Source organism: Pseudoglutamicibacter albus (assembly GCF_022346425.1).
In the GTDB taxonomy this organism is placed as follows: Bacteria; Actinomycetota; Actinomycetes; order Actinomycetales; family Micrococcaceae; genus Pseudoglutamicibacter; species Pseudoglutamicibacter albus.
Map to the genome: position 1 here is coordinate 1 of NZ_JAKRCW010000023.1, position 5,520 is coordinate 5,520.

Genomic DNA, 5,520 nt, shown 5'->3' on the forward strand with positions numbered 1-5,520 from the left:
TCGAAACACTCAACCAACTGCTCACGCTGATGTTCGCTCAGCGAACTTCGTGCTCTCAATGAAAACTGCTCCCCACTAGTCGGTAACTGATTTCTCAGTCCAACTAAAGGGGAGCAGTTCATTCTGAGGAACCGCGCGGGGGTTGTGCTGTGTGTGGAACACGGTGGGGTTTGTTGGTGGTACTTGGGGTGGGTCCTAGTTTTGGGCATCGCTACCAGCGAGTAAGCCGAGGGTTTGTAAGGTTAGGCTACCCTTGGTATTATTTTGAAATTGTTGCGCGTCATGCTGTGCCCGTGACCTGCCGGAGTATTCTTTCCGGATATTTTGGGTCGCTTGCACCGCGATGTCCCGCTGCAGTTGAAGCACCCAAAACTCTCACACTTTAAGGCCCGACATGTTCCTGAAGAAGACTCTGAGCCGCCGCGCGGCTATCAAGACCACAGCAGCTCTGGCTGTATCCGCCCTCGTTCTCACCGGTTGCGCGCGAGGGGAGGAGCAGGCCTCAGGAGGGGAAGGGGCAGGCAATGAGCGGATCGCGGCAGTTGGGCTCGGGGACGCCGATACACTGCTCGCTCTCGGAATCCAGCCTGTCCTGGTAGCGCCGTGGGGTGCGGAGGGCGATGTGGATGCCTCGGGCGTTGGCCCATGGGCAACCGACAAGCTTGGGGACGAGAAGCCAGAAACTGTCTACGGCACCGGTAACGGCTTCACTGCTGAAGTTCTGGAAAAGATTTCGGCTGCCGATCCCGACAAGATCATCGCTGTGAACAGCGCCGTGGATGAGCAGGCGAAGAAGGCTCTCAACGACATTGCCCCAACCACCGTCAAGCCAGAGGGGACAACGGACTGGCAGATCCCGTGGCGAGACCAGGTAGCCCAGATCGCGAGGGCTGTGGATAAGAAGGAGGAAGGGGACAAGCTCGTCGAGGAGACGCAGAAGGCTTTCGAGGACTTCCGAAAGCAGCACCCCGAGCTCAAGGGCAAGCGCGCAGCTATCGTCATGCCCTACGAGGGCAAGATTGGCCTGTACACCTCCGGCGATGGTCGAGGGCAGTTCATCGAGAACTTGGGCTTCGACATTCCGAAGGAGCTTGAGGGCAATGGCGGTGAGTTCTACCGCGACATTGCTCCCGAGAACTACAACGAGCTCAACAACGTGGATTACCTCTTTGTGCTCGATTACCAGGGGGCAGCAGAAACTCTGAAGAAGGATCCAACCTTCAGCAAGCTCGAGGTGGTTCGCGAGGGCAAGGTGTACTGGATGGAGGAGAACGTCGGTAACGCGATGAGCATGCCCAACCCCCTGACCATCCCGTGGGCCGTCGAGAAGTTCTCCGACGCGGTCTAGCTGCAGAAGTTCTGTGATCAAAGCGCTCTCACCGCTCGCCTCTCCCGCACAACGCCTACGTGGCGGTGCGGGGGCTAGGCGTCCCCTGTCCGTTGTCGCGGTTACGCTTGGCGCACTGGCTTTTCTGGTGCTTTTGATGATCGCCTCCTTGTACCTAGGGGCCCGCAGCCTGTCGATGGGGGAGGTGACCAGCATCCTCCTGCACGGGCCGCACCACGCGCCACATTCCACCGCTGGCGCAGAGCAGGCAGGGATTGTTTGGGACCTGCGCGTGCCCCGCACTCTCTTGGCTGTGTTCGCGGGCGCAGCCCTCGCCATGGCGGGAGCGATCGCGCAGAGCTGGACACGCAACCCCTTGGCGGACCCCGGCATCATCGGTGTCAACGCCGGCGCGGGATTCGCGGTCGCCGTCTCACTCACCGTGGGGTGGGCGACGACGGTCGGGCACCGGGCAGTGGCAGGGCTTATCGGTGCGGCCATTGCCGCGCTGGTCGTCCTGCTTATCTCCCGGGTCTCCCGCGACCCATTGACGCTGGTGCTGGTAGGCGTCGGCGTCACCTTCACCCTGCAAGCAGCCACGAATATGCTGAGCCTCTATTCCTCCGACACCCTGGAGGGACTGCGCCGCTGGACCGTCGGCTCCACCGCAGGGCGCGGTATGGATGACGTGCTGATGGCTGCTGTCGGCCTAGCCCTCGGGGCGCTGTGCGCGGCGTTAGCGGCACGGCCACTGGACCTTCTGGCTATGGGTGAGGATGCGGCTCGTTCCCTGGGTGGCTCGCCCGCCCGAGCACGTCTGCTCGCCGCCGCTGCGGTGGTTATTCTTGCCGGTTCGGCGACCGCCACCGTGGGGCTTGTTACTTTTGTGGGCTTTGCCGTACCGCATTTGCTGCGGCCTGTCACCGGCCCTGGGCTTACGCGCTTGCTGGTGCCCACCGCGGTGGTTGGCGGCGCTGCCACGTTGTTGGCAGACATTGTTGGTCGTTTCGTGCTGCAGCCGAATGAACTCGAGATGTCGATTGTTCTGGCTATCGGCTGTGCGCCCATTATGGTCGCGGCGGTTCGTCGTCGGCGAGGCATTTCGGGCTCGAAAGACGCGGAGGTGGCAGTGTGAGCGGGATGACGGCATTGCACGCAGTCAAGCGCGCTCGCACCAGGCGTATCTTCCTGGCGACATTAGGCTTCGCCGCCGCCACGGTGCTGGGTTATTTCCTCATTCTTGGGCAGGGGGCTGTGAAGCTCAGCCCGGCTGAGGTGCTTGATGTTCTCACCGGTGGCGGTACGCGCCAGGCGATCAACGTTGTGTGGGATTTGCGCCTTCCCGTGGCCATCGCCACCGTCGTGGTTGGCGCGGCCCTGGGGGTCGCCGGATCATGGACTCAAGCCATGGCCCGCAATCCGCTAGCCAGCCCCGATATCCTCGGCGTTTCCGGGGGCGCAGCAGTGCTTGTCGTTGCGGGCACAGTGCTTGCCCGACCGGCATGGAGCGAGGGTATCCCGACGTTTTGGTGGCGTGCGGGTCTCGCCCTCATCGGCTCCCTGGTGATTGTCGCGTTGCTTATGCTGCTCGGTGGCTTTGGCACCTCTCAGCGCGTGGTGCTCATTGGCCTGGCGCTTTCTTTTCTTACGCAGGCCTTGGTGCAGTATCTTTTGCTCAAAGCGGAGCTGACCCGTGCTGCCGATGCTCAAACGTGGCTCGCTGGTTCCACCGGCTTCGTACGCACCGAAGCGTTGTTGCCCATGGTGTTGGGCATGCTGCCTTTCGTGGTCTTGGGCCTCGTCGTCACGGTCGATCTTCCACTTTTTGCTCATGACGACGCCACCGCTTCCACCCTTGGCGTGAATGTCACCCGGGTGCGCTCGATCTTGCTTATCGCAGCGACGGGCATCGTTGCGGTCGTGGTTTCCTTTGTTGGGCCCATCGGTTTTATCGCGTTGCTGGCTCCTCAGTTGGCCAGGTTGGTGGCCGGTACCCCTACGCCTCATCCGTTGTGTTCGGCTGTTGCGGGATCCGCGCTCATGGCCGTGTGCGCGGTGGTGGCAGGTGCGTTGCCCTTTACTGCTCCTGTGGGGTTGGTGACCGCGATTATCGGCGGACCTGCGCTGATTTGGCTGGTGTGGTCGGCCGCGCGTCGCGGAACTGTGAAAGGAACGATCCAATGAGTATGCGAGTCGAGCACGTGACGGCCGGCTACAGCGAGGACCGGAGCATCGTTAAGGATGTCTCTTTTGAAGCGCAGCCGGGGCAGGTCACGACGCTGCTTGGCCCCAATGGCTGTGGTAAGTCCACCCTGCTCAAAGCCCTGTCCAGGCTTCTCGTTCCTAGCCAGGGGCGGGTGCTCGTCGCGGATAAGGACGTCCACGGCTTGGGCGCCCGCGAGGCAGCTCGTCTCATCGCGCTCTTGCCGCAACATCCGATCTGCCCGCCGGGGCTGACGGTAGGGGAGCTGGTGGAGCGTGGGAGGCACCCCTACCGGCGCGCGCTGTGGGGTGGGAGCGAATCGCCCTCCGAGGACCGGAAGAAGGTGCGGGAGGCGTTGGAGAAAACAGCGGCTGACCACCTTGCCGCTCGTGATGTGGCGGCGCTCTCTGGTGGCCAGAGGCAGCGCGTCTGGATGGCGATGGTGCTGGCGCAGGATACGCCAGTCGTGTTGCTGGATGAGCCGACAACTTACCTAGACCCAGCGCATGCGATGGAGATCCTGGGGATCGTGCGCGAGCTCGCTCGGGAGGGCAAGACAGTCGTGACGGTGCTGCATGACCTCAGCCTGGCTGGTGCCTTCAGCGACACCATGATCGTGATGAAGGGTGGGAAAAAGATCGCGCAGGGCGCACCGCGGGAAGCGCTAACGGAGGATGTGCTCCACGAGGCTTATGGCCTGCGCGCTGAGGTGTGGGAGGACCCCCGTGGCACAGCGCCGATCATCGTGCCACGAGGAGTCGTCGACAACCCCACCCAGGCCTCCTAGCGCCACACCGCAGAGGGCGGTGGCTAGGTGCTCGGGATTGGCGTCATCTGACCCGAGCTAAGGGCGAGCCCTGCCGATGAACCAGTACGGGCACCATTGCACGGAGTCGCTCTTAAGACCCCACGAGTCAATGACGTGGCGCCGTACGTCTTTGCAGAGATCTCCTTCGCCCGCGACCCAGACATATGACGCGCGGGTGGCGGGGTGCTTGGCTTCGTCGAGTTGGCGAAGGTGCGACAGGGTGGCGCCGCTGAACTCTGTCGTAGGGCGGAGAATAACTTTTAAGCTGCCTACCTTGTCCTGCCAGTGTTCACGTAGCAGCGGTTCCAGGTCGTGCTGGCTTTCGGCAAGCACAATCACGTGCATCTCGGGTAGCTGTTCGGGCGCGAAGGTCTGCGTGTACTCCAGGATGGCGCGGAGGGAAGGCGCTGCAGAGGGGTCGGCAATCAAGGTCTGGGAAGCCTGCTGACGATGCCACAGACCCTGGCATGTCCACAGAGCGACGTCATCGCCGACGTGGGCGTTCAACGCCCAAGAAAGCCCGGGGCCGATGTGCTCGTCATCAGGGCTGCTTATGCCGTGCGTAACCACATCGAAAGTGAGGATTCCGCGTTCGGAATCAAGTGTTCGGACGGTGTACCAGCGCAGAATCGGGCGCCGCCCCTCCGGCATAGCCGCCACGCTGGCGCGGATGTTAATGCCACCATCGTGATCTGGAAGGTGCAGCTGCGCGCCGGGGGTCGGGGGCATGAGGAGGCCAAAGAACTCATCAGGACCAGAGAGTTGGCAACCCATTAGTTCGGGTGACTGGACGGCGATCCGACGCAAATTCTTTGCCGGAGCACTGATGCTGCAGACCTCAGCGCGGATGATGCGATGACCGCGCTCGCTTGGGGTATCGAGCAGCTGGTGATCAACGTATGAAGTGGGTCGGGTGGCGCTGATCGCGAGGGGATCCATGGTGTTCTGGCTCTTCGACATAATACTGGTAAGCCTACCCTTAGCGTGAGCTGGGGTTGGGTCTGATGGTCAGGGGGAGGGCTGCGCCGGGGGCTAGAGCGCACAAACCCCGCCTGGTTCTTTGAACTAGCCCCCGAAAGTTGGACTGGTTTAATTCTAGGCGGTGAGGGGTTCAAGGGTCTGATTCCGATATTGCATCGGGGTCAGGCCCTTGAGTCGTTGTTGGACGCGTTCGGTGTTGTA

The 5,520-nt window shown here is 62.2% G+C and carries 6 protein-coding genes; 4 read left to right on the plus strand and 2 right to left on the minus strand.

Annotated features, from left to right (window positions below):
- The first annotated feature begins 394 nt into the window (after positions 1-394).
- The 4 genes from MHJ63_RS09715 to MHJ63_RS09730 all read left to right on the plus strand — a co-directional run bounded on the left by MHJ63_RS09715 (position 395) and on the right by MHJ63_RS09730 (position 4,317).
- Positions 395-1,348 carry an iron-siderophore ABC transporter substrate-binding protein gene (locus MHJ63_RS09715; protein WP_035756203.1) on the plus strand — a complete coding sequence of 318 codons (954 nt, stop codon included), beginning with the start codon at positions 395-397 and terminating at the stop codon, positions 1,346-1,348.
- Between the two features lie 136 nt (positions 1,349-1,484).
- Positions 1,485-2,462, plus strand: a complete 978-nt coding sequence (locus MHJ63_RS09720; RefSeq protein ID WP_198020645.1) for a FecCD family ABC transporter permease — start codon at positions 1,485-1,487, stop codon at positions 2,460-2,462.
- A gap of 5 nt (positions 2,463-2,467) precedes the next feature.
- The gene (locus MHJ63_RS09725; RefSeq protein ID WP_239447301.1) at positions 2,468-3,511 is read left to right on the plus strand and encodes a FecCD family ABC transporter permease; all 1,044 of its coding nucleotides are present in this window, start codon (positions 2,468-2,470) and stop codon (positions 3,509-3,511) included.
- The gene (locus MHJ63_RS09730; RefSeq protein ID WP_239447300.1) at positions 3,508-4,317 is read left to right on the plus strand and encodes an ABC transporter ATP-binding protein; all 810 of its coding nucleotides are present in this window, start codon (positions 3,508-3,510) and stop codon (positions 4,315-4,317) included. The genes MHJ63_RS09725 and MHJ63_RS09730 overlap by 4 nt, the downstream gene beginning before the upstream one ends.
- Before the next feature lie 57 nt (positions 4,318-4,374).
- Here MHJ63_RS09730 and MHJ63_RS09735 read toward each other — a convergent pair whose 3' ends face one another.
- A complete protein-coding gene (locus MHJ63_RS09735) occupies positions 4,375-5,298 on the minus strand; it encodes a siderophore-interacting protein (protein WP_070491593.1) in 924 nt (307 codons plus the stop codon).
- Between the two features lie 135 nt (positions 5,299-5,433).
- Positions 5,434-5,520: IS3 family transposase (locus MHJ63_RS09740; RefSeq protein ID WP_148820807.1), on the minus strand; the 87-nt coding region annotated here is incomplete at its 5' end.

Excerpts from the sequence above, each read along its gene's own strand:
- MHJ63_RS09715 (WP_035756203.1), top strand. The coding sequence starts at position 395 with ATGTTCCTGAAGAAGACTCTGAGCCGCCGCGCGGCTATCAAGACCACA.
- MHJ63_RS09720 (WP_198020645.1), top strand. The coding sequence starts at position 1,485 with ATGATCGCCTCCTTGTACCTAGGGGCCCGCAGCCTGTCGATGGGGGAG.
- MHJ63_RS09725 (WP_239447301.1), top strand. The coding sequence starts at position 2,468 with ATGACGGCATTGCACGCAGTCAAGCGCGCTCGCACCAGGCGTATCTTC.
- MHJ63_RS09730 (WP_239447300.1), top strand. The coding sequence starts at position 3,508 with ATGAGTATGCGAGTCGAGCACGTGACGGCCGGCTACAGCGAGGACCGG.
- MHJ63_RS09735 (WP_070491593.1), bottom strand. The coding sequence starts at position 5,298 with ATGTCGAAGAGCCAGAACACCATGGATCCCCTCGCGATCAGCGCCACC.